Source organism: Adhaeribacter swui (assembly GCF_014217805.1).
Lineage (GTDB): Bacteria > Bacteroidota > Bacteroidia > Cytophagales > Hymenobacteraceae > Adhaeribacter > Adhaeribacter swui.
In genome coordinates this window covers 3,355,828-3,377,712 of record NZ_CP055156.1, presented here as the reverse complement: position 1 = coordinate 3,377,712, position 21,885 = coordinate 3,355,828, and the positions used below count along the sequence as shown (strand labels likewise).

At 35.8% G+C, this 21,885-nt stretch carries 17 protein-coding genes; 3 read left to right on the top strand and 14 right to left on the bottom strand.

The window, feature by feature from the left end:
- Window positions 1–274: 274 nt before the first annotated feature.
- Complete coding sequence (locus tag HUW51_RS14250) at window positions 275–2,479, bottom strand: sodium-translocating pyrophosphatase (protein ID WP_185270307.1); 2,205 nt, start codon at window positions 2,477–2,479, stop codon at window positions 275–277.
- 370 nt (window positions 2,480–2,849) lie between these two features.
- Here HUW51_RS14250 and HUW51_RS14245 point away from each other — a divergent pair, with 370 nt between their 5' ends.
- Window positions 2,850–3,233, top strand: a complete 384-nt coding sequence (locus HUW51_RS14245; protein WP_185270306.1) for a GxxExxY protein — start codon at window positions 2,850–2,852, stop codon at window positions 3,231–3,233.
- Between the two features lie 319 nt (window positions 3,234–3,552).
- Here the strand turns inward: HUW51_RS14245 and HUW51_RS14240 are convergent, their stop codons facing one another.
- Entirely contained in the window at window positions 3,553–4,467 is a 915-nt protein-coding gene (locus HUW51_RS14240) for a M20/M25/M40 family metallo-hydrolase (protein WP_185270305.1), read from the bottom strand.
- 1,095 nt (window positions 4,468–5,562) lie between these two features.
- Between HUW51_RS14240 and HUW51_RS14235 the strand changes: the two genes are divergently transcribed.
- The gene (locus tag HUW51_RS14235) at window positions 5,563–6,843 is read left to right on the top strand and encodes a tetratricopeptide repeat protein (protein WP_185270304.1); all 1,281 of its coding nucleotides are present in this window, start codon (window positions 5,563–5,565) and stop codon (window positions 6,841–6,843) included.
- Between the two features lie 215 nt (window positions 6,844–7,058).
- Complete coding sequence (locus tag HUW51_RS14230; RefSeq protein WP_185270303.1) at window positions 7,059–8,276, top strand: hypothetical protein; 1,218 nt, start codon at window positions 7,059–7,061, stop codon at window positions 8,274–8,276.
- On the opposite strand, the gene HUW51_RS14225 is transcribed toward HUW51_RS14230, so the two are convergent.
- The 12 genes from HUW51_RS14225 to HUW51_RS14170 form a co-directional block, all read right to left on the bottom strand.
- The gene (locus tag HUW51_RS14225; protein WP_185270302.1) at window positions 8,228–9,292 is read right to left on the bottom strand and encodes a glycosyltransferase; all 1,065 of its coding nucleotides are present in this window, start codon (window positions 9,290–9,292) and stop codon (window positions 8,228–8,230) included. The two genes, HUW51_RS14230 and HUW51_RS14225, sit on opposite strands and share 49 nt — an antisense overlap.
- Before the next feature lie 33 nt (window positions 9,293–9,325).
- Window positions 9,326–10,795 (bottom strand): right-handed parallel beta-helix repeat-containing protein, encoded by a 1,470-nt coding sequence (locus HUW51_RS14220; protein WP_185270301.1) that lies wholly within the window; start codon window positions 10,793–10,795, stop codon window positions 9,326–9,328.
- 34 nt (window positions 10,796–10,829) lie between these two features.
- Entirely contained in the window at window positions 10,830–12,065 is a 1,236-nt protein-coding gene (locus tag HUW51_RS14215; protein ID WP_185270300.1) for a glycosyltransferase, read from the bottom strand.
- A 7-nt stretch (window positions 12,066–12,072) separates the two neighbouring features.
- Window positions 12,073–13,191, bottom strand: coding sequence for a non-hydrolyzing UDP-N-acetylglucosamine 2-epimerase (gene wecB / locus HUW51_RS14210; protein WP_185270299.1), 1,119 nt, complete (start codon window positions 13,189–13,191; stop codon window positions 12,073–12,075).
- Window positions 13,188–14,408, bottom strand: a complete 1,221-nt coding sequence (locus HUW51_RS14205) for a glycosyltransferase family protein (protein ID WP_185270298.1) — start codon at window positions 14,406–14,408, stop codon at window positions 13,188–13,190. Before HUW51_RS14205 ends, wecB begins: the two co-directional genes overlap by 4 nt.
- A complete protein-coding gene (locus HUW51_RS14200; RefSeq protein WP_185270297.1) occupies window positions 14,405–15,520 on the bottom strand; it encodes a glycosyltransferase family protein in 1,116 nt (371 codons plus the stop codon). The genes HUW51_RS14205 and HUW51_RS14200 overlap by 4 nt, the downstream gene beginning before the upstream one ends.
- Window positions 15,513–16,499, bottom strand: coding sequence for a hypothetical protein (locus tag HUW51_RS14195; protein ID WP_228466640.1), 987 nt, complete (start codon window positions 16,497–16,499; stop codon window positions 15,513–15,515). The genes HUW51_RS14200 and HUW51_RS14195 overlap by 8 nt, the downstream gene beginning before the upstream one ends.
- A 28-nt stretch (window positions 16,500–16,527) precedes the next feature.
- Window positions 16,528–17,541, bottom strand: coding sequence for a glycosyltransferase (locus tag HUW51_RS14190; protein ID WP_185270296.1), 1,014 nt, complete (start codon window positions 17,539–17,541; stop codon window positions 16,528–16,530).
- 138 nt (window positions 17,542–17,679) lie between these two features.
- The gene (locus HUW51_RS14185; RefSeq protein WP_185270295.1) at window positions 17,680–18,678 is read right to left on the bottom strand and encodes a polysialyltransferase family glycosyltransferase; all 999 of its coding nucleotides are present in this window, start codon (window positions 18,676–18,678) and stop codon (window positions 17,680–17,682) included.
- Complete coding sequence (locus tag HUW51_RS14180; protein ID WP_185270294.1) at window positions 18,678–20,102, bottom strand: oligosaccharide flippase family protein; 1,425 nt, start codon at window positions 20,100–20,102, stop codon at window positions 18,678–18,680. Before HUW51_RS14180 ends, HUW51_RS14185 begins: the two co-directional genes overlap by 1 nt.
- Before the next feature lie 13 nt (window positions 20,103–20,115).
- On the bottom strand, window positions 20,116–20,799 hold the full coding sequence (locus HUW51_RS14175; RefSeq protein ID WP_185270293.1) for an acylneuraminate cytidylyltransferase family protein: 684 nt from the start codon (window positions 20,797–20,799) through the stop codon (window positions 20,116–20,118).
- Entirely contained in the window at window positions 20,799–21,848 is a 1,050-nt protein-coding gene (locus HUW51_RS14170; RefSeq protein ID WP_185270292.1) for a nucleotidyltransferase family protein, read from the bottom strand. Before HUW51_RS14170 ends, HUW51_RS14175 begins: the two co-directional genes overlap by 1 nt.
- Window positions 21,849–21,885 lie beyond the last annotated feature (37 nt).

Below are 21,885 nucleotides of genomic sequence, written 5' to 3'. Positions count from 1 at the left end.
TTGGCTGTCCAATAATGGGTAGAGACCGCTAACGCGAACTCTACCCATAACTTCCCTTGGTGAACTCTACCCATAACTTTCTATTTAAATTATCCTGCGGAAAGAGCTTATTACTGCATATATGTAAAGGCCGAAAAACGAAAAATTTAAAAAATTTGCTTTTAACTGTAGATATAATCAACCCTCAAACCAGAAAATAAAGGTAAAGCTTTTTGTAAAAAGAAAGCCCTTAAATTTCTTCAGGGCTTTCTTTCATTTTTTAAATTTTAGCTTTTTACCGGTGCGCCAGGTGTACTACTTTGCTATCTGGTTTAATAGCCGACACCGCCGGGGTAATGGTTTGCTGTTTTAATTGCTCGTGGTTTAATGCAGGAGCCGATTCGGTGGTAGTAACCGCAATGTGCGGCGCAATTACCAGCGAAACAATCGACATCAGCTTAATTAAAATATTCATCGACGGGCCGGAAGTATCTTTAAACGGATCGCCCACGGTATCGCCGGTTACCGAAGCTTTGTGCGCATCGGAGCCTTTGTATTCCATTTTGTTATTAATCATCACGCCTTTTTCAAAGGATTTTTTGGCGTTGTCCCAGGCACCGCCGGCATTGGATTGAAACATTGCCATTAAAACCCCGGATACTGTAACCCCGGCCAACAGACCACCCAACACTTCCGGACCAAAAGTAAAACCAACCACAATGGGCACAATCAAAGCAATAGCACCCGGTAACATCATTTCCCGGATAGCGGCCCGGGTAGATATCGCCACGCATTTATCGTATTCGGGTTTGCCGGTGCCTTCCATAATGCCGGGTATTTCGCGAAACTGCCGACGCACTTCTTCCACCATGGCCATGGCCGCCCGGCCTACCGCCGAAATTGCCAGCGCCGAGAAGATAAACGGAATCATGCCGCCCACAAATAAGCCCGCCAATACGCGGGCATTGGAAATATCAATAACGGTAATGTTAGCGGTACCCATAAAAGCCGCAAACAAAGCCAAAGACGTGAGCGCCGCCGAGGCAATGGCAAAACCTTTACCGGTAGCGGCCGTGGTGTTACCTACCGCATCCAGGATATCGGTGCGTTCGCGTACTTCTTTGGGTAATTCACTCATTTCGGCAATTCCCCCGGCGTTGTCGGCAATCGGGCCAAAGGCATCAATGGCTAATTGCATGGCGGTGGTGGCCATCATACCGGCCGCCGCAATGGCTACGCCGTACAAACCAGCCGCTTCGTAAGACAGAATAATCCCCCCGGCTAATACCAGAATCGGCAGTACCGTAGATTCCATGCCCACGGCTAAACCACCAATTACGGTAGTAGCGTGCCCGGTGCTGCTCTGGCGCACAATGCTCATTACCGGCCGTTTGCCCATGGCAGTATAATATTCCGTGATAATACTCATTAAAGTACCCACCACTAACCCGACCAACACGGCGTAAAACACATCCATCCGGCTAAAGTCGAAGCCCCGTAGGCTCAACGATTCGGGTAGCATAAAAGTAATTACAAAATAAGACGCTATGGCGGTTAAAACTACCGACGACCAGTTGCCCAGGTTTAAAGCCCGTTGCACATCGCCGCCTTCGCTCACTTTCACAAACAACGTCCCGATCATGGAGAAGATAATGCCCAGGCCCGCAATCACCATGGGTAACAAGATGGGAGAAATACCACCAAAATTATCCGTAACGGTAATCTCACGGCCCAGTACCATGGTAGCCAGAATGGTGGCTACGTATGAGCCAAATAAGTCGGCGCCCATACCGGCTACGTCGCCTACGTTATCGCCTACGTTATCGGCAATGGTAGCGGGGTTCCGCGGATCATCTTCCGGAATACCGGCTTCTACTTTCCCCACTAAATCGGCGCCCACGTCGGCAGCTTTGGTGTAAATACCGCCGCCCACCCGGGCAAACAAAGCAATACTTTCGGCGCCCAGCGAAAAGCCGGTTAATACTTCCAGGGCCCGTTCCATTTCTTCGGCGTTGTAGGTATCGCCCACAAACATGGCTTTAAAAACAATAAACAACGTCCCTAAACCCAAAACGGCTAAACCAGCTACGCCCATGCCCATCACGGCACCGCCCCCAAAAGATACATCCAGCGCTTTGGATAAACTGGTGCGGGCCGCCTGGGCCGTGCGCACGTTGGCCTTGGTAGCAATGCGCATCCCGATAAAACCAGCCAGCGCCGAAAACAAGGCCCCAATAATAAAAGCCACCACAATTACCGGCGACGAATTTTCGCCGACGGTACCCAGGTAGCCCAAAAACAAACAGGCAATAATGGCAAAATAAGTTAATACTTTGTACTCGGCTTGCAGAAAAGCCATGGCTCCTTCCGCAATATACTTGGCAATCGTCGACATTTTAGCGTCGCCGGAATCTTGCCGGCTCACCCAGGCAGATTTCACAAATGTATACAGTAAGGCAATCACTCCGAAAGCCGGAATCAGGTAAACAATGTTCTCCATGTAAACGGGTTTAAAGTTGTTGAAAATGCTTTAAATACTATATTGGTATCTGGTAAATTAAATCTTTTAATTCCACAACTGCAAGCCAATCACGGATTTAAACAGATTTAACAGATTACACGGATTTTAAAGTAATTAAGAAGCCATTGTGTATTTAAAAATTCATAGTTAAAGTTATAATGGCCGTATGTTTTCATTAACTAACACCTAACTTTAGGTATAAATGAGAGAAAACACGTCGATCAGTATTAAATCTTTTAAACTAGTAATTTAGATATAACAGATAGTAACTAGTTCAATAAAAACCTTAAAATTCAACTAAATTTTACGCAGTAATTGCTTTCACCTTTTTTATTATTCCAATTACAACATGCAAGAACCGGAAAAACTAATCTTTTCGACTATTACCAGTAAAATAATAGGTTGTGCTATGCAGGTGCACACGGTATTGGGTAACGGTTTTCCGGAAATTGTTTACCAACGTTCTTTAGCCATTGAAATGCAGGAAGCCGGATTACAATTTGCGCGAGAATTAGAAATGCCGCTATACTATAAAAATATAGAGGTTGGTACCAGGCGAGTTGATTTTCTGGTAGAAAGTAAAGTTTTAGTAGAGTTAAAAGCCGTTTCAGAGATTAATACTCTACATTACGCACAAATCATCAATTATCTTACTGCTTACAAATTACAGGTAGGATTGCTTTTCAACTTTGGAGAAGAAAGTTTAAAATTTAAACGATTTATAAAAAGCTAAAACTTAAATAACTTATCCTTTCCACAAATCCGGGTAGTTTAGCAAATAACTTTTCATTCAAAAATTTGCGTAATCCATTCAATCCGTTTAAATCCGTAATCTTTACCGGATATCTCACCAAAATACAGATGGTAAGAACCTGTAAGGCTAGTTTAATGGATAAACTTTAAAATGCTAAACAGCTTTATTAGTTAAATCACTCAGATAGTCCGTTTCATTTATCTATTTAAGAAATTTATTCAAGTAATTGAACGATTGTCGCTCCTATCATTTACCATCCAGAATCCGTGAAATCCGCTAAATCCGTTTAAATCCGCGATTAGAGTTCCCGCATCAGCACTTGATACAAGGCCACCATACTATCTATATCGTCCTTATGTACTATTTCGTCCGGCGAATGCACGTTGTCTTCCGGGGCACCCACAAAGCACCAGTCCCAGGGAATATCGCTTTGCTGCAAATCTTTGCCGTCGCTGCCGCCCGCCCCCTCTACTTCCAGTTGAAAAGAAACATGAGATTGTTGGGCCAAAGAGATAATTTTATTCACAAAACTGCGCCGCGGAATAAGCGAGTCGCGCATAGATATAACTACGCCCTGGCCAGGATGTACGCCATCGGTTACCCAGGTAATATCCGAGATTAAAGCTTGCTTTACCCGGTAGTTATCGTATAAGTAGCGGGCCAGGTAAGCCACCGAGCCGCCTTTATGTTCTTCCCAGCACGAAAACACAATAGCCCCGTTTTCCAGGGTTTCGGCTACGCGCAGGGCATTGTAAACCCCCAACCTATTGTCCAGGTAACACGATTGCACCGTATCCTGGGTTTCCCGGAAATTGCAGGCAAAAACCAGCTCCGTGCCCCGGTCAATTTCCCGCTCAAACTCGTACTGCAAACTGCCATCTTCCTCCGAAACCTGCAAGGTGCAGGCAATCGGGCCCTGACTGTCCTGGCCCACCAACTGGTAACCCGTTTCGGTATCGGGACCGCCAATTCTTACGAGCTGCCGGCCGTAGCGCACCGTAAAACCAATCGAATCGATGTGCGCGAAAATAGCCGTCCGGGGCTGACCAAAAACCAGAATAATGCAATCCTGAAAGTCTTCGCCCGCCAGCACCTGCGGCGTAACGCGCCAGTTGGCTTTGTTTTGTTCAATATAATTTAAAAGAAATTGCGTGAGTTGCACCTCGTTGCCCGAAGGGGCATGTATCTGGCATAGTTGTTTTAGTAGTTCCATCGTCGTAAAAATGCGTATACTGTAAATTTTTAAAAATCCGGGAGTACAAATCTGAAATACACTTTTGTTTGCCCTATCTCCCCATGCAGTTGTTTCGCTGCTTAAAAAATAGGGTTCCTGGTCGTGTTTCTACCTCCTGCACCGGTTATCCTGGCCGAATATTACGGATAAAAACTTGTTTTAGCCTAAGTTCGCTATACGTGCTTACCAGCACAAACGACCAATAAGCATAGCTGCCGGTGAGATAATGTTAATTTGTTGATTTTTTTTCTTCCAATCTATTTGGGTCATTCCGGAGAAATCTAATTGGTTACCTATTGATTATATCATTCTGGGATTAGATCCTTCTGGAATTAAATCCTTTTGCAATTTTTTGAATTCTTGTAGGATGAACAAAACAAAGAAGAATAACTCTCTAACGTTGGTTCGAGATAAGAAAAGAATACAGCGTTATTCATCTTTAGGTATGTCATCCTGAAAGGATCTAATCGGTTACCTACTGGTTAGATCCTTTCAGGATGACTTAAATGAATATAAAAATAATTAGAAAACTTTTTCTCTCTTGCTAGTACTTTTAGTTGTTCTTTGTGTAGATAAGTTCTTATCGAACTCACGTTCTTTATTAAATTTCGCCCGAACTCACGTTACAGGAGTGCTTCTGATTTTGAATAACAAATTCAAGACATCGCCATACCGGCTGGTACAAAATACCCAAGTCCCTCTGGTAAATAGTAAATTTTAAAAATTTAAATTTTTGGTTGCCAGGCCAGTTGCAGATTGCTGCTCTAAAATCGGGCGGACTGCTTTTGATTTACGTAGAAAAGAGTACAATAAACCTGGCTTCATTGCCCCGGGCTAACCTTTGATTGCTCTAAATGCAGCTGGTTGCTTCCGCTGCAGCGATCGTAACCTGCCACCCGTATTTTAACTTTAACACGAACCAGCTTTTATTATTTTTTACTTTTGGTAGGATTTATTCAAGAACAAGCAGCACTTTTGGCTAATTTTATAGAACATTACAATTATTTTGCCTCCGGAACCTTTATACGATAAATATTAGTTTAATTTTAACGTAAAAAGCTTTTTATTTAGCGCATGAAAAAACTGCTTTTATTCTTTTTAGTAGGTTTACTTCCGTTTATCAGCCTGGCCCAGGACCAGGGAGAGGAAGGTCCCAAAAAAGAAAACATGCCCCATGCCATTCCTCTGGACACGTTTTTCATGCGGGATTTATACATCGACTCCATTGATATTCTGCCGCAAGCCATCGAAACCGACGGCTGGCTGCTCCTGAACGAAGATATCAAAAACGAGTTAATGGGGGCCGTGGATAACATGTACAACGCCAAGTTCGAACGGGCCGAAAAGCAGTTCCGCTCGCTGCGGCGGCGGTACAAACAACATCCCATGCCTTACTTTTTAATGGGCCTGAGCAACTGGTGGAAAATTGTGCCCACCAACGTGCAAACCACCCAGTACGACGAGCCTTTCTTCGCCTACATGGATACCACCATTACTTTTGCCGAACGGATGTACGAGAAAGATAATAAAAATCTGGAAGCGGCCTTTTTCCTGTCGGCGGCTTACGGTTTTCAGGCCCGCTTACACTCCGAGCGCAGCAACTGGCGTAAAGCAACCGTGTGCAGCCGCCGGTCGCTGGAGTTTCTGCAAAAAAGCCGCGTCGCCAACGGTCTAAGTCCGGAGTTTTTGTTCGGCGAAGCCCTCTATAACTACTATGCCGTCTGGATTGCCCAGAACTATCCTTTACTCCGGCCCATTATTTTGTTTTTCCCGAAAGGCAACAAGCAGTTGGGCTTGCAACAGCTTAAAATGGTAGCCCAGAACGGATTTTACACCGGCACCGAAGCCAAGTTTTTTCTCATGAAAATTTTGGCGAACGAAGAAAACGACCACTTTGCCGCCATGCCCATAGCCCGGCAGCTAGCAACTACCTACCCCGACAACGCTTATTTCGAGCGCTTTTACGCCATGATGAATTTCCGGGAAGGCAACTTCCGGGAAGCCGAACGACTCGCCAACGACATCCTGACGAAGTACAACAAACGCATGCCCGGTTACGAAGCAATCGGGGGCCGCTACGCTTCATATTATTTAGCGTATATTTGCCAGAACCGGAAAGATGTAGCCAAGGCCAAGCTGCTCTACGAACAATGCATCCAGTTTGCCCGGCAAACCAACGAAGTGGAATCGGGTTATTACATTGCCTCGCATTTAAACTTAGGCCGCATTTACGCCCAGGAAAAAGACCTGGTCCGGGCCAAACAGCACTACGAAGAAGTAAAAGACAAAGCCGAACGCAAAACCGACGCCTTCCGCGAAGCCCGCGATTTTTTACGGAAGAATAAAAAGGTGTAAAGCGGTTCCAAGTTGTAGGTGACAAGTTGCAAGTTTTAACCTACTAATTATTTATCTCAAACTAACCACTTTAACTTTTAACCTACTCACAAGTGGATTCTAAAGACCTTTTACTTACCCCTATTTACCTAATATTAATTTACATTTTAGCTTATTGGGTAAGAGGTTCATTCACAAACCGGTACACTGAAAAGTATTTTATTCCGGCTTTAACGGTGAAATTGATCGGTGCAATTGCATTAGGCATTATTTATCAGTTTTATTATGGCGGTGGCCGACCCAGTGGAGATACTTTTAATTATTATAATCAAGGTCAAATTATAGTACAGGCTATTAATAGATCGTTTAGTACCGGATTAAAATTATTTATGGCGAATGGCGAATTTGATCAAGGCACACTCCAATACGCCAGCCGCATTTTATGGTATCGCTCTCCTACCGAGTATTTTATAGTAAAATTATCCGCTTTTTTCAGTTTACTCAGTTTTAATACCTATACCGTTATCGGCTTATTTTTTGCTGTTCTAAGCTTTAGTGGAATGTGGGCCTTGTACCAGACCTTTTTAAAAATGTTTCCACAACTTTATAAAGAGTTAGCCATTGCTGTTTTTTTTCTGCCTTCTGTTTTCTTCTGGGGTTCGGGCCTTTTAAAAGACTCTATTACACTGGGTGCCTTGGGCTGGCTCTTTTATGGATTTTATGCCACTTTTATTCAAAAGAAAAACTTACTTCTATCAGGTCTTATTATATTAGGAGCAGCCTACGTTATCTATACTGTTAAAGTGTATATTCTGCTATCCTTTTTACCACCTGCCCTATTTTGGGTATTTACCGAAAATAACCAGAGGATAAAAAGTAAAGCACTTCGTAATCTTGCTAAGCCCATCTTTATTGGACTTGGCTTAGTAGTTGCCTATTTAGGTGCTACCAAATTAACGGAAGGCGATACGAAATACGATTTAAACAATATTGAAGAAAGATCCCGTATTAACACTATATACCTCACCCAGCAAGTACAAACTGGTTCCGCGTATAACATTGGTATTTTTGATGGCAGTATTAGTAGCTTATTAACAGTTGGGCCTCAGGCAATCATTGTAGCCTTATACCGTCCGTTTCTGTGGGAAGTACGTAATCCGGTTATGTTTCTTTCGGCTATAGAAGCCAGTATCTTTATATTTTTAACGTTAAGATTCTTCTTTAAAACCGGGTTCTTCAAAACTTTGTTTTTAATCGGCTCAAAACCAATTTTAACTTTCTGTTTTCTTTTTTCCTTAATTCTAGCTTTTGGAGTAGGTACCAACAGTGGCAACTTTGGTACGCTGGTGCGGTATAAAATACCATTCATGCCTTTTTACCTGGCAGCTTTGTACATTATGCCTAGTTACACAAAAAGGCCTAAAAAGTTAGTCCGGTTAGTTAAAACCGCATAGTGTTGTTGTATTTTGTTACGAGCAGCTTTCCCCATTTCTAACCTAAGGCTGGGATCACAAATAATTTCTTTTAGATTATCGTACCATTCTTGTGGCGTATGACAAATAAACCCATTTACCCGGTCGTCTACAACTTCGGTATTCATGCCTACCGGAGATACTAACGCCGGAATGCCAAGCGCCATGTATTGTAAAGCTTTAAAGGCGCATTTTCCTTTTGCCCAGATATCATCTTTCAGCGGCATTAAACCTATGTTAAACTGAAGCAGATCCGCAATTTCCGTTTCTTTTTGCCACGGCTTGTACACTAGGGAACGAACAGGTAATTGGGGAGCCTGATTAGAAACAACCCAAAATTCAAATTGATACTCCTGTTCCAGCTTTTGCAGAACGGGAACTATTTGGTTTAAATATTTTAAGGTAGAATGCGTTCCCGTCCAGCCAATAATTACCTTCTCTGTATTCTGATCTTTTACTTGGTTATGCAGGTTTACCGTATCAATAGTAGTTGGATTCACAATGGCATTCGGGTTATATTGGCGGGCATAATTCTGGAGGTAGGTATTGCCACAACTTATTTTATACGCCCACTTGCAAATTAAACTTACTTTGTGGTGCCATTTGATACCGGCCACGATTTTATTATTTTCAGAAGTATTAGGTAGCCAGATAGCATCGTCAAAATCATAGATAATCCTTTTTTTTAATATTTTAGCCACTATCCACTCAAACCAGGGCGGCCCAATGGGAGTTGCCTCCCGGTGTATAAAAATATAATTGTAACGGGTAACTGTAAAAAGTAATAAAAACCGCTTAATAAAACCATTTATAATTCCCCAAGTTTTCTGCAAAGTATAACCTGGCTTGTATAAAATTTTCCAGGTGGGTTCATTTATAAACGGCACTAATTTAAACTGCCATTTCTTTTCCCGTAGAAATTCTAAGTACTGTTCAAACCGAAAACGCTGGGAAGGAGCCTTACTATGAGGATAGGGTACAACAAACAAAATCTTCATAGAAACATAAAAAAAAGGATTACAAGCATAATTTTAATCTACCTTACTAGTAGTATATATAGTTTTATTTCCCCCTAAATCAGTATTTAGATTTCCACAACAACTGTTCAGCCAATATCCCATTGATTTAGCAAGTGGATGCTCAAATTTAAAAGTACAGTTTTTATACTGTATGCTACGGATCAAAGCAATAAAATCACCTTTTGGATAATCCACATTTTTAAATAAGAAATTGCAATTACTAAATTGATATTTTTCTTCAGGGAGCCATGAACTTGAACCTTGAACCCAACATAGTTTTTTCTGATGAGCAATAAAAGAACATCCGCTAAATGAAACCCTCTTTCTACCATTAGATTCAATCAAAAACTTACCATAAACTGGTTTTCCTTCAAAAGGCTTATCTTCAAATTTACTATTAATAAATTTAGTAGCTGCAACATCGTTAGAGGCATTAAAACCATGAACAAAGGAGCCATATATATTACACTCTATGAAAGTAAATACAGGCCTATTAATCCATATAGACCATGCGGACACTCCCCAGAATGTACAATTTTTGAAAGTGCAATTTTTACTATCACCATTATCTGCAACCAGACCGCAACCATTGTTATTGATAAATTCACAATCCTCAAAATAACCATTATTGATAGGTCCAACTTCAGCTTCAATGTCAACACCTGCCCCTGGTGGTGAAGCAACTGATGCTTTTCCTGTATTATTAAAGGAGGATTTTTTTATTACTAACCCATTTCCACCAATCCAAGAAAACCCTTGCCTTCCATTAAAAGAGAACTTAGAATTAATAATTTCAATTTCATCTCTTAGATTATCATTAAAAGAATTTGCAATACTAATTCCATCTAAGGCGAAATGATGAACATCTACATTATTAATAATTAATTTTCTACAATTTTTTATAAAAAAGCCATAATGGGGTAATTGCCTTCCAACATCTCCATAAATTCCACCTAAACTTATAGACTGATTATTTCCATCAATTTCGAAGTCATTAACTTTAATGTTTTTGCAATTTTCAAAATTGATACAATGCCCGATAAATGCAGCGTACTTATAATCAACAAAATTTCTTTTAGAGCTAAAAACTTTTCCGGTACTTGGGTCAAAAGAACCAAATTTTAATCCTTTAATATACTTTAACTTACTACCTTTTTGCCCAGACAAGGTAAAATTCTCTATATTTTTAAATTTTAGTACATCGGCTCCTTCGTAAGCTGGTTTTCCTTCATGCCCCTTTGTAAAGGTTTGTTTTCCTATCAAATAGGTCCCTTTAGAAATAATTAATTTACCATTACCACCTCTTTTATTAAAATAAGCAGCTGCTTTTTCAAATGCAATTTGATCATTCGATTTTCCATCTCCCTTTGCTCCGAAATACTTAATATCTTTAATTACAAATCTATTTAGATTTACATCATAATCATTCACAAATAAAGATGTGTAGAAGAATATTAAAATCCAGTTAAAACTTAAAATCATGAATCAATTCTTGAAGTAGTAAGTAATTCATTATTTATATACTCATAAAAATTTCTTTATATAAGGATTTGTATTTTTCAATTGAACGATCTGAAAGAGCAAAGCTACGGCACCTTTTAATAACATCCTCTCTACTTTGCTCTCTTAACCATACTTTGATTTCATTTAGGACTTTATTATTAGAAATTTTTGAAGTATCATCCATAACAATACCAATTTTATACTGCTGACAGAAGATATAATCATCTGAAATTCCTTTAGGAATAATAATAGGTAAACCACAAGCCCAATATTCTCCATCTTTAATTGGAGAGCAAAATCTTTTACTTGGATTTTGTCTTACAGGAACTAAACCAAAATCTGAAGCAGATAAGAATTTACTTACTTCTAATCTATTTAAAGTTTTAACAATAAATTTTTCTTTGTTTAATTTTTTTTTATTTAGAAAACTATAAACATAGGAATGGTCATCAGGAGTTAAAATAAAATATTTAAAATTAATTAATTTATCTTGTTCCAGGTCATACATAAAATCGAATATTTCTTCATCCATATACATCCCCCCGAACTTTCCTAAATAGACAATAACGCAATCATCATCATTTACATTGAATTTGCTTCTAATTTCTTTCCGGTGCTTCTCAGAATAATAAAAACAACTTGCATCAACACAGGATGGCACTCTATGCAATGTAGCGTTAACACCCTGTAATTTTAGCCTATCAATCATTGCTTTCGTAGCAGTAAATATAAAACTTGCTCTAAAAGCCACCTTAACTTCCGATTTTTTTAAAAGTCTTGCTTCCCAAGAGGATTTCTTCCAAACGCCAGCTTCGATCATATAATCGGTATGGGGTTCATAAGTATGGACTAAATGCGGTACACGAAACAGAGTAGCTAAATGATGAGCAATTACGGCACCTGGAAATCCTTCTGAGTATATGGCCTTTGCTCTAAATCTTAAAATAAGATAACTAGCATAAATCAAACCCCAGGCAAAGTCAAATGCTTTTTTCAAGATTTTAAACCTTCCTGAATGCCAACTTGTCTGGAACCAAAGAATGTTTTCTCTATTTAATTCATCTTGAAAAAAATTCAACTCGCTCTTATCTGTAATTTTATATTTTTGCTGCTCAAAGGTTAAAATAATAAATCTCAGTTTCGTATCTGAGTTTAAGTTTCTAAAATATGGTAAAACTGCACTCTGAAAAATTGGATCTTTAAAGCTATAATAGGCAAAAATAAAGATATTTTTATAGTTATTTTTCATATCTAGCTTATAGCTCTTTTTCCAAAACCTGAACTATTCTTTCTGCACTTTTGCCATCTCCATAAGGATTAACAGCTTGCGCCATTTTATTATAAGTCTTCTGGTCTTCGTAAATTCGTTTAAATAAATTAACAATATTACTGGCAGTAGTACCTGCTAATACGGCGCAACCTGCCTCTATCCCTTCCGGTCTTTCAGTATTATCGCGCATAACAATCAAAGGAATATTTAAAGAAGGCGCTTCTTCCTGTATGCCACCAGAATCAGTTAAAATAAGAACAGATTTACTCATTAAGTATAACAACTGATCATATGGCAGAGGATCTATTAAATGAATATTTTTATATTCTTGCAGAAACTTGAAAACCGTTTGTCTTACATTAGGATTTAAATGTACTGGATAAACAAATGATAGTTCTTTATGCTTATCCGCAAGCATCGCTAAAGCTTTACAGATTTCTTCAAAACCTTTACCGAAATTTTCTCTGCGGTGGCCTGTTACCAGAACTAACCTTTTATTTTCAAAATCAGGAAAACTAATCTCTAAGTTAGTCTTATATTTTTCTTCATCGGCCGCAATTTTTTTCATCGCCAATATCAGGCTGTCTATAACTGTATTTCCTACAATGTAAATACCATTTAGATTCTCTTTCTCAAGAGCTTTAGCTGCTTTTTCAGTTGGCGCAAAATGAAAGTCAGCAACAAGCCCAATTATTCTCCTATTTACTTCCTCCGGGAAAGGCGAAAATTTATCGTAAGTTCTTAAGCCTGCTTCTATGTGAATAACCTTTACTTTGTTGTAAAAGCAAACCATAGATCCAACCATTGCCGTAGAGGTATCGCCCTGCACAATTATACCATCAAATTTATACCTGCTGATAACTTCTTCTAGTTTTTGAAACAATATGGAGGTTAAACCTGATAAACCTTGGTTATTAGACATTACATTTAATTCAATATCAGGCCATAAATTAAAAAAAGAAAAGATTTGCTCCAGCATTTCTTTATGCTGACCTGTTGAAATTAGAACAGGATTGAAAAATTTACTTTCCTTAAACTTTAAATAAAGAGGTATTAATTTAATAGCTTCCGGCCTGGTACCTAGCACTATTGCAATTTGCTTCATAAGGTTTCTATAATCTGCGCTAATCGTTTAGCATTGTATTCGGCGTCATAAAGAGGATCAATATGGCTAATTTCAAAATATCCTCTTCTTTTAGCTGTGAAAGCGTTAATAGCCCTTGATATATATTCTTTTAATAGTTCTTTGTTTTTATGTTCAACTACATCGCCTAATCCTTTTTCTATAATTTCCCAGGAGGAACTATTTTTGCTGGTAATAGCAAGAACTCTTCGCTTAGCAGTCATATAATCCAGGAGCTTAGACGGAAAATACATTGCTTGCCGTGGATCTTTTATAGGATTATCAATTACGAGCAAGACATCTGCATTTCTTTGTAATGCTAAAGCATTCTTAAACGGCATTTCTCCTAAATGTTTCACAAAAGGTAAAGTACAAGAATCGAAAAGCCCTTTATTATACCTATCCAGAGCTCCGGCAAATAAAAACTCAACATTGTCAAATAGAGAAGAATTGTAAGTAAACATTTCATCAAGAGTTTCAAAAAGTACTTTCGGGCTTCTTTCTTCTACTAATCCCCCAGTGTACACAAACTTAAGTTTTTTCTCAAATACAAATTCTGATTTTAGAATATCATCATTATCAAAAACATTTGGGAATAACACGAACTTGTGCTTATAGTTAGGATATAGTATTTTATAGTGCTCAATAGTTAAATTAGAAGTAAGGCAAATCTTATCAGCATTTTCAAAACATTCCTTTTCCATTTTCTTATGGCTTATATAAGTTTCACCTGTATAAGCATGTAAAGGAGAATCTGCCCACGGATCGCTTAAGTGCATAACCCAAGGAACCTGGTAGAATTTCTTAAGCTTAAGTGCCATAATACTAGAGCTCAAAGGAAATGATCTGGAATATATAACATCTGGCTTTGTGGTTATTTGGCGAGTTACTTGCCTCCATTGCCAATGAAAAGTAAATTTTGAATCAGGATTCTGCAAAATATTCGGCGATATCTTGCGTATTAAAAAGTTAGTTAGCTTATTTTCAGCGATTTTAATTTCAACTTTAGATTGACTTTTACTTACATAAGATTCCAATTGAGCATCGTAAGGCATAAAGAGCGTAGGAATCTTAGAAGTTACAACATTGATATCAATACCTTCAATTATTGAAAGGTATTTAAAATACTTGGCATTCTGTAAGCACTCTGGATCACTTTTAGGAGGAAAAGCAATCGAAACCCACAACACATTCTTCACAATTTTATATACTTCAGAATTATACTTTCTATTCTATCAAGTTGTTTTGCATAGGTATTATCATAAGCAAAGGCTTTTCTTTTATGTTGCAAATCTAAACTATTGTAGTAATCTAAGCTTGTTACAACTTTTGAAAACAAGATTGGTAAATTTTCATTATTATCAGCCATGACCAACAAATCCTTGTATCTGGCATATTCGTCTATATAATGACTTAAAACAATCTTACCTGTACTAAAGTATTCTAGAAGCTTGTGAGGATTTGCCATAGAAGCAATATTCTCATCACCTTTATAGCACATTAGAAACATATCGAACAAACACAAATAATGAGGGAGTTCTTTAGAAGGGATCTGCCCTAAAAAATAGACATTAGGAAGCACTTCTAATTGATTAAAAAACTCTTTATTTATTTCGGCATTACTTAAATTATTTGAATACCTTGGACCTATAAAATAGAACCCACAATTTAGATTTTCTGAAATTATTTTATAAAGCCTCTCTTTATCTAAATACTTATAATTTAAATTACCGACATATCCTACTTTAACTAATTGATCACCAACAAGAGAATATTTAATCAAACTTTTATTATCAATAAAATGAGAGGCCAATCCATGATTAACAAAATACTTTGGAAGCTTTATTTCACTAAATTTGTTAAGTATTTTATGTGCCGTTGAAAATATCACATCAGCATTTTTTGCAATTAAGTATTCTTTAGTTGTGTGATGCACATCCACTGAATGATAAATCTTAAATTTTGATAAAAATAAATTTAATTTTTGAAATCTAAACGGATCAAAGCTCCAAACAATATCTAAATCCACATTTAAAACCTTCAATATTCTTGTTATATCTAGTTTCATTAAAAAACTAGACAACCCAGCTGGCAATTTATTTAAACCTCTAAATATGGGGGTATAATCAACTATTTTGAGATTGGAACAGTCATTTAACTGCTGAACAAATACTTTTTTACCTAAACCCTTACTCGGCGGATTAAGATAGAATACGATATTACCTCGTTTAACTAATTCTAAGGCATAATGATGCTTTGAAACGAAATTCGCCCCCCAAGGTTCAGGAGATATTAACAATATATTACTCATTCAAATAAACATTCTCTACTAACTCTAACAATTGTTTACAAGATTTTGCAACATATATTTTGGCACCGGAAAGTTTTGGAAAAATTGTTTCAAATTCGTTACAAACATGTTCAATCCCTTTACTTGATAGAATAATATTTTTACCACCAAAGTAACTTGCTAAAACAGCAGTACCACCATGAACTGAAATAAACTTTTCACAATTCGCATATAACATCAATTGAAATTGATTAAAACTATCAAATTTATTTTCCGAGCTATTAAAAAGATCCTCTGCAAATAGAATTTTATCATAGTACTTGTTCCGAATAACCTCTTTTTCATTTAAATTATAAACTTTACTATTGTCATTAACAATCAAGTCTGAAGAAGGTCTATTATAAATTAATGTAAAATTAGGAGAAAGAACTTTAATCAAGTATTCTAATGAGGGAATATCAATATACGAAATAGGCCCCCCATCCCATTCTGAGTTATATCGATTTGCTATAACAACAATTGGTTTATCAAAAATAAATAGATTATTTTTATAATGACTTTTGAATGGAACTTGCGCCCACTTACTATAATCATACTTCAAGCTATGATCTTGGCTATTTGGTATTTCTATATCATAATTAAAATCACACCATACTCTTTCCTCATATTTCTCTATATGATTTTCTGAAAAAAAATATAAACCTTTAGTCTGTTTTGAAGAATATGTTTGTTTTAACGTTCCATTTAAATGATGCCAATATGCAAAAGGCACAACAAATTTTAATTCTGGAGCAAATTCACTATTATAGCAGATTACTTTATATGGCTTTTTTAAAATAAAATCATGTATAAAATATTTACATTGGACAATTTTACCTAAATAAAAGTATCTTATGAAGTATCGACATGTTTGCGGCATTTCATAATGCCTTATCAATATATACAACGTTAAAAGCTTATTAAAAAATAGCTTAAATATTTTACTTATATAATTTAACACTTTTCAAAAGTTAACTTAATAATATATGCTACTTATTACTACTAATTAATCTAGCTATTTGTAAGTAGTAAGTTTGATACATCTTTCTCATATTCCAAATAGATTTTAATGAACTATAATTATACTTAAAGTCAATTCTATTTTCTAATTGATTATAATTTTCTCTAACTAAGAGATTAAATAAAGATTTAAGTGTAATTTTTAAAATATATAAAGTATCTTTAATCCAAGAATACTTGTTTAATTTACGACCATTGATTAAATGCAAATAGATCAACAATTGAATACTAGAATAAGCAATAGCACTTGTTAATTTTTGCAAATAATTAATTGTTAATCTTTCAGCTGGCATATAATGATAAAATAATAACTTTTCATCATAATATAGTTTATACCCAATTAATGTAGCAGCATAACAAAGTTCATAATCTCCACCCGAAGAAAGTAATGCACCTTTTCGATCGGTTAAAATACTCTTAAACCCTTTCTGATTAAGTCTAGTAAATACTTCTTTTTTTATAAACAAACCTGCACCATAAAGCGCAGGTTTGTTTGAATCTATATAACCAGATTTATTGAATTGTGGTGCAGTTGCATAGAAACTACTGTATCTGTTATACCAAGCTGGTATATTTACGTCCGAAACTACTTCGCCTTTTCCACCTACTATGCCAACTTCATCAAATTCTTTTAAAATAGAAAAACCTAATTCCAAATAATTAGGAGTTAACCAATTATCATCATCACAGAATAAAATAAAACTAAACTTAGAACACTCTACTCCCATCTCTCTAGCAAAGGTCAATCCAGGTTTGGGTTGTTTTACTACACGAAATGGAATATTAGTATTGTATTTTTGCCATTCATATTTAGCAACTTCAAAAGTATTATCAATTGATGCATTATCAATAACAATAAGTTCCCAAGAGACAATCTCCGAAACTTGCTGTAAAGCTAATCTTTTTAATGTTTCTGGCAATCTAATAGCACTATTATAACAGCAGACAATTACTGAAATACCAAGTTCATTTGAGCTGTTCATTAAACAAAATTTTATTATTTAGATGCAATAATTATAATGTAAACGATTTTGAATACAATGTATTAAATTGTATTATTTTACAAATATATCATTACATATTTTTATAATTATATAGACTACTAACAATTTTTAATTATACTACAAAAATATTACTGACTCTCTAAAGACCTGTGGAAATGACTCTAGATATTCATTGTAATTAGAGTCAAATTCTGCTATATAATTAGCATAAGAATATACTTCATTTCCAAATAGATTTGCATAAAACCCTATAGAACTTATATTAACAAAAAATTTAATATTATTATTACTCTTTGCTATACTTTCTATTGGTACAGAGTACGGAATTTCTTCGAATAATATTTTATTATCTACACTAAGCATTTTCCTAAAATATTCATCTTCATTTCTTCCCAATTGAGCTGGATGAAGTTTAAAATAAATTTTATTATACCTTTTTTCTTCAAAATACTTTAATAACTTTAATATACCACCTATATGAAACTGTATTTTAGTAATGTTATAAATAGAAATAGCATCAAAAATCCAAATAATGCTATTATCATATTTATACTTTAATTTTATACTATTGTACTGGAAGTTCGGATTTAGTACTATTAGGTTATTATAACCAGGAAATGCTTTTGATGATATTGCATATAATTTTTTATAACCATCCATCATTGGATTCTTATTCTTTATTCTAAATAAATAGGCGATTCTAACATAAAAACCTATTTTATAATTTTTACTATCTATAATATTCTTATGCTTATAGCTTCCTAAACCCTCTTCCATAATACTATAGCCTAGGCATTTAGAATTTGAAATAAGTAATTGTATAGATTTTATACCTGTTTGTGGTACATAAAGATAAAATGAATCATTATAAGTTATTTCTTTTATATACCGATCAAATAACCAAAGCTTTTTGAATGACTTAGTTATATTAAAATGAGCAGGAAACTGATCAGGAGGTGACGTAAATTGCCATTTAAAACTTAAAAATTTATTATCTATTACAGCTTCACGATCAAGTATTATGATTACATCTTTAATTAAAATATTTTCATGTTCTATAATTGCTTCAGCTATAATAGAAGTTATAGTACTATGAACAAAAAAAACATGCTTCATTAGATATTTTCTTTATTTAATTCTCTATATAGTTTATACAGAAGCAAACTTATAAAACATGCAAATAAAATTGTGATAGTAATTTTAAATCTCACATTAATATCTTTCAATATAAATACTGTTGTAGATAAAAACAGTATAATAAGCATCCATCTTAAAGGATAATATTTAACATCTTCAATCTTTTTGAAAACATTTAGAAAGTAAGCAGAAAAACCCATATAAAGCAAAGACAAAAAAGTAGTAACTGCAGCAGCGTAGATACCATAAATAGGAATAAATATTAAATTTAAAACGAGATTAGTGATACCTGCTATGAAAGAAATTTTCCATAACTGACTAGTTTTCTCATGATAAAACAATTTGTTTACAGCACCCACATACATAGGTCTATAGGAATATGCCATTATAATTAATATACCTACCACATAGCCTTTTTGTAATTCCTTGTTACTAATTAAAATTTGAAAAATTTCCTTAAGCCATAATGCCAAAATAGAACATATAAATAACACACCTCCTTGTAGTAAGAAAGTTAAATCACGTGCTGCATATTGTGAACTAGTAGTACCTTTTGCATAATACCTCAAATAAAATGGGGATACGGCCTGATTAATGGCCATCACCAAAAAACGGATATAATTACCAAAATTATACCCTACATTATACAATCCTAAACTATTAATATTCACTTTATAATAACCTAAAATTACTCTATCAGCACTATCTAATAAATAAGAGGAATAATAGTGTGGGATAGTAGGTAAACTTATCTTGAGGTATTTTTTTACTCGTTTCAACTTGAATTTAAAATTTGGACTTAAATCATGTTTAAAATATACAGGATAAACATAGAATAAGAATGTCACCAATACAGCCGTTGCAGATGAAATAAACCAACCTAAGTATCCCATTTTCAAATAGGAAATTGTAAATAGATTCATGAATACTGCAACAAAACCTGAAGTTGCGGAAATAATGCCTATCACTAACGGCTTTTGTTCTAATTGATAATAGTAATTACCAATAATATTGGTTGTGTTGAATAAAAGTGGAGGCAGGCAATTCAAAAATATTATAGTATATAAGTGCTCGTTTGCCTCAGAAGGTAAAATACAGTATAAAAAGAGAGCTAATAAAAAGGTATAGGCAATAGACCAAACCGATAGAATCCCGTGAATCTCTTTCCAAAATCCTTTGTAACGAGTTCGTGCTTTGATAAAGTAATTACTTAATACTACTGGAAGACCTAAACCACCAATTGCTCCTAATGCACCAGTATACGCCTCTACTAAACCAGCAATTCCGTAATCTTTAGTAGTTAAATCTTTAGTAATAATGGGCAATATAAACAAACTAGCAATTTTAGGGAGCTGAGGAGCTAAACCATAAATTAAAGTATGGGAAATTAACTTTTTTAACATTCAACAGAATTACTTAAAACCGGCCTTTTAAAAATTCAGCAAAGCTCCAATCTAACGGAGTATCCAGATCAACTGAAGTAATATCATCCATTACATATTTCTTTACTCTATCTAAACCAGTCAGCGACTTAGATTTAAGCATTTGCGGATTAATTATATAAAGAGCACCGTTATATTGATAAACTATTGGGCAATCTTGCCGACGGACGAAATTGGCTTTTTTTGACTTCTCTAAATAACCGTGTTCATTCTCTTCGGCCAATACATAATACGGATTCGCATCGGTTACTTTTACCGAAACTACCATGTCCATGTCAGGCGAAAATACCAGCAGGGCTTCTTTCACTTGTTCTGCTTTCCGGAACGGAGAGGTAGGTTGTAATAATATTATTTTATCAATAGTAGCTTGCTTTTGTTCATAGAAATTAAGGGCATGTAGTAAAACCTCGTTCATGCCGGCGGTATCACTGGCTAGCTCAGGCGGTCTCTTAAAATCAACCTTAAACCCGTATTCCGTTACTGCTTTAATTATGGCATCATCATCCGTAGATACACAGATAATATCTTCTGGTTTAGCTACCGCTTTTGCTACGTCTAATGTATAGTGTATTAAAGGTTTCCCATTTAAAGGTTTAATATTCTTACCCGGTATTCCTTTAGAACCACCTCTCGCCGGAATAATATATAGGTCTGCCATCACCAATTAATATGTTTTATATCTTCCTGCGCTTTTAAGTAATCTTCTTGTTTACCTATATCCAACCAGTATCCCAGAATAGGATAAGAAATTACGTTTTGGTTATTTTTAATTAGCAATTCCATTAAATCGGTGGCATTATAGAATACTCCTTTCGGAATTAACTTTAATATTTCTCTTTTTACCAGGTAAATACCGGCATTCGAGTAATAGGTATAACTGGGTTTTTCTTTAAAATCCCGGATTTTAGAGTCTTCCACTTCCAGAACAGCATAAGGAATGTTTACCTGGTAAGGTACAGTTGCAATGGCAATATCAGCATTGCGGTCCAGGTAAGATTGAAAGAAATCTTCAAAATCAATGTTAGTGAGCAAATCAGAGTTCATAATCAACACATGCTTACTCTGAAAATCTTCGATTAAGCTGATGGCGCCTAAAGTGCCTAACGCCTCTTTTTCAGCAATGTACCGGATATTAGCCCCTTTGGCCTGACCATTACCAAACGCTTCAATTAATTGCTCGCCTAAATATTTAATGCTAATCGTAATATTTTCTATACCGAAGTAGATCAACCGATCAATATTATGCTCAATGATAGGTTTAAGCCCAACTTTTAAGAGTGGCTTCGGTATAGAATCCGTTAAAGGCCTTAATCTTTCCCCGCGCCCTCCGGCCATAATTACGGCATCTACTGGTAGCAGCGATTTTTTACTGGCCAGATCAATAATTTTAATTAACTTTTTGTTTTCATCTACTATTGGTACCAAGGCTATTTTACTCTTCCGGAGCATGGCAATGTTTTCTAAAGAAGATTGCCCCTCGTACAAAAACCGAAAGTTCCGGAACATAAAGTTTTCAACGGAAGTGTCAATATCCTTTCCGGCAATAAGCCCCCTTCGAATGTCCCCATCGGTCAGGGTACCTTGCAGTATTCCATTGTCATCAACAATAAAAAGTGTTTTAAATTCTACTATTGCCCGATCTAATTGAATAAGCGCTTCTCTACCTGTGGTACTTGGAGGAATAATATTATTATCTAGGGACATCATTAAATTTAATTCACCTTAAATATTACTAAATGTATAA

Coding starts and splice junctions, on each gene's coding strand:
- HUW51_RS14250 (WP_185270307.1), bottom strand. CDS start 2,479: ATGGAGAACATTGTTTACCTGATTCCGGCTTTCGGAGTGATTGCCTTA.
- HUW51_RS14245 (WP_185270306.1), top strand. CDS start 2,850: ATGCAAGAACCGGAAAAACTAATCTTTTCGACTATTACCAGTAAAATA.
- HUW51_RS14240 (WP_185270305.1), bottom strand. CDS start 4,467: ATGGAACTACTAAAACAACTATGCCAGATACATGCCCCTTCGGGCAAC.
- HUW51_RS14235 (WP_185270304.1), top strand. CDS start 5,563: ATGAAAAAACTGCTTTTATTCTTTTTAGTAGGTTTACTTCCGTTTATC.
- HUW51_RS14225 (WP_185270302.1), bottom strand. CDS start 9,292: ATGAAGATTTTGTTTGTTGTACCCTATCCTCATAGTAAGGCTCCTTCC.
- HUW51_RS14220 (WP_185270301.1), bottom strand. CDS start 10,795: ATGATTTTAAGTTTTAACTGGATTTTAATATTCTTCTACACATCTTTA.
- HUW51_RS14215 (WP_185270300.1), bottom strand. CDS start 12,065: ATGAAAAATAACTATAAAAATATCTTTATTTTTGCCTATTATAGCTTT.
- wecB (WP_185270299.1), bottom strand. CDS start 13,191: ATGAAGCAAATTGCAATAGTGCTAGGTACCAGGCCGGAAGCTATTAAA.
- HUW51_RS14200 (WP_185270297.1), bottom strand. CDS start 15,520: ATGAGTAATATATTGTTAATATCTCCTGAACCTTGGGGGGCGAATTTC.
- HUW51_RS14190 (WP_185270296.1), bottom strand. CDS start 17,541: ATGAACAGCTCAAATGAACTTGGTATTTCAGTAATTGTCTGCTGTTAT.
- HUW51_RS14185 (WP_185270295.1), bottom strand. CDS start 18,678: ATGAAGCATGTTTTTTTTGTTCATAGTACTATAACTTCTATTATAGCT.
- HUW51_RS14180 (WP_185270294.1), bottom strand. CDS start 20,102: ATGTTAAAAAAGTTAATTTCCCATACTTTAATTTATGGTTTAGCTCCT.
- HUW51_RS14175 (WP_185270293.1), bottom strand. CDS start 20,799: ATGGCAGACCTATATATTATTCCGGCGAGAGGTGGTTCTAAAGGAATA.
- HUW51_RS14170 (WP_185270292.1), bottom strand. CDS start 21,848: ATGATGTCCCTAGATAATAATATTATTCCTCCAAGTACCACAGGTAGA.